Genomic DNA, 457 nt, shown 5'->3' with positions numbered 1-457 from the left:
CAGCAATGCCGCGTGTGTGAAGAAGGCCTTCGGGTTGTAAAGCACTTTTGTCCGGAAAGAAATCGCGCTGGTTAATACCTGGCGTGGATGACGGTACCGGAAGAATAAGCACCGGCTAACTACGTGCCAGCAGCCGCGGTAATACGTAGGGTGCGAGCGTTAATCGGAATTACTGGGCGTAAAGCGTGCGCAGGCGGTTTGATAAGACAGGCGTGAAATCCCCGAGCTCAACTTGGGAATGGCGCTTGTGACTGTCAGGCTAGAGTATGTCAGAGGGGGGTAGAATTCCACGTGTAGCAGTGAAATGCGTAGAGATGTGGAGGAATACCGATGGCGAAGGCAGCCCCCTGGGACGTCACTGACGCTCATGCACGAAAGCGTGGGGAGCAAACAGGATTAGATACCCTGGTAGTCCACGCCCTAAACGATGTCAACTAGTTGTTGGGGATTCATTTCT

The 457-nt window shown here is 53.4% G+C and carries 1 rRNA gene; it reads left to right on the top strand.

The window, feature by feature from the left end:
• A 16S ribosomal RNA gene (locus E1J61_RS36100) occupies positions 1–457 on the top strand; the annotation flags it as partial.

It is taken from the genome of Cupriavidus sp. L7L (genome assembly GCF_004353535.1).
In the GTDB taxonomy this organism is placed as follows: Bacteria; Pseudomonadota; Gammaproteobacteria; order Burkholderiales; family Burkholderiaceae; genus Cupriavidus; species Cupriavidus oxalaticus_A.
Note: the sequence above shows the minus strand (reverse complement) of the source record. Positions and strands in the feature narration are given on the sequence as shown.